This is a genomic window from Kitasatospora sp. NPDC093558 (assembly GCF_040683475.1).
In the GTDB taxonomy this organism is placed as follows: domain Bacteria; phylum Actinomycetota; class Actinomycetes; order Streptomycetales; family Streptomycetaceae; genus Kitasatospora.
Genome location: NZ_JBFBDY010001032.1, coordinates 1 through 1680 on the forward strand (window position 1 = coordinate 1; position 1680 = coordinate 1680).

At 71.2% G+C, this 1680-nt stretch carries 3 protein-coding genes; 1 reads left to right on the forward strand and 2 read right to left on the reverse strand.

Annotated elements, in window-relative coordinates; translation table 11 throughout:
- Positions 1–101: 101 nt before the first annotated feature.
- Complete coding sequence (locus tag AB0O00_RS38170; RefSeq protein ID WP_363659282.1) at positions 102–521, reverse strand: MerR family transcriptional regulator; 420 nt, start codon at positions 519–521, stop codon at positions 102–104.
- Between the two features lie 89 nt (positions 522–610).
- Between AB0O00_RS38170 and AB0O00_RS38175 the strand changes: the two genes are divergently transcribed.
- Positions 611–1438: an oxidoreductase gene (locus AB0O00_RS38175; RefSeq protein WP_363659283.1), complete on the forward strand. Its 828-nt coding sequence runs from the start codon at positions 611–613 to the stop codon at positions 1436–1438.
- Positions 1439–1472: 34 nt separating this feature from the next.
- Here the strand turns inward: AB0O00_RS38175 and AB0O00_RS38180 are convergent.
- The coding region (locus AB0O00_RS38180) for a hypothetical protein (protein WP_363659284.1) at positions 1473–1680 on the reverse strand (208 nt) is incomplete at its 5' end.

Here is a 1680-nt window from a genome sequence, read left to right on the forward strand (position 1 = left end):
CGCAGGAAGTCGACCCCGCCGACTTCCTGCGCCGGGCTTTCCTTGCTCCACCGCAACTGCCCTCGGCCCCGCCGCCCCACGCCCGGGGCGGCGGGGCCCGTTCAACTCCCCTGCCCGGCGTCCGGGTGGGACGGGTTCCACAGCCGGTCGGCTTCGCCGCGGGCGAGGTGGTCCTCGTAGATCCGCACCTTGTGCCGCATCACGTCCAGGGTCCCCTGCAACTCCCTGATCTGCGCCTCCACGTGGTTCTCGTGCCGGCGCAGCAGCTCAAGCCGTTCGCGTTCGTTGCCCGTGCCCTGGCGGGCCAGTTCGATGTACTGCCGGATCATCGCCAGGGACATGCCGGAGGAACGCAGTTTCGTGCAGATCGCCAGCCACTCCAGGTCTTCCTCGTGGTAGATCCGGCGGCCGTTGGACAGGCGGCGAACAGGGTTGGCGAACAGTCCCTCCCGCTCGTAGAACCGCAACGCGTGCACGCTCAGCCCGCTGCGCTGCGCCACCTCACCGATGCTCAGGTCCATGAGCACTCCTCCCCCGCACGGATGTTGATCTAGACCCGACTCTAGGACCTAGCGTCGAGCCGTCGACCCATCGGGACAGGAGAGAGAACATGGGCGTTTGGTTCGTCACCGGGGCATCGCGGGGACTCGGCGCGGAGATCACGCGTGAGGCGCTGGACCGGGGGCACAGTGTGATCGCCACGGCGAGGGACGTGTCGGCGGTGCTCGAGGCGTACCCGCACGGACCGGATGAACTGCTGGCGGTGAACGCGGACGTGACCGAACCGGAGCAGCTGACGGCCGCCGTGGCGGCCGGGCTGGCCAGGTTCGGCCGGATCGACGTCGTGGCCAACAACGCCGGCTACGGCCTCGTCGGCGCCGTCGAGGAGACCTCGGACGAGGCCGCGCGGGCGCTGTTCGACGTCAACGTGTTCGGCGTGCTCAACACGCTGCGGGCGACCCTGCCGACCCTGCGTGCCCAGCGGTCCGGACACGTCCTGAACATCGGCTCCGTGGCCGGTTTCGCCACCGCGCCGGCGACGGGCCTGTACGGCGCATCGAAGTTCGCCGTCGAAGGCATCTCCGAAGCGCTGCACGGCGAGCTGGCCCCCCTCGGAGTCCGCGTCACGGTCGTCGAGCCGGGCGGCTTCCGCACGGACTTCCTGAGCACCTCCAGCCTCCGCACCGAGCCGGCCGTCATCGCCGACTACGCCACGGGCGCGGGACCGGTGCGCGAGGCGCTGGCCTCCTACGACGGCCGTCAGCCGGGCGACCCGGCGAAGGCCGCCAGGGCCGTCGTCGACGTCACCGAGAGCGACGAGCCCCCGCTGCGCCTGCAGTTGGGCGCCGACGCGGTCGAGCGCGTCGAGGCGAAACTGGATCTGGTGCGGCGTGAACTCGACCGGTGGCGCCACGTGGCGCTCTCCACCTCGCTCTGACGCTCACCCGGGCGCCCGTGGCCGGCTCCTTCGGTCAGGGGACCGTCACCGGTGCGCTGCGCGGGCTCTCGGGTCCCGTCCAGCCGCCCTGAAGCGGAGTGTCCGTGTAAACCCAGCTCCCGGGCGGGACGTTCTGCTCGACGCACGACGTCGTGGCGACCTCCCCGCTGCAGCCGGGTCCCACCGTGGCGCTCACGCCGCTGGTCGCGTCGTAGCGGTGGATGACGTAGCCCTCGACCGCC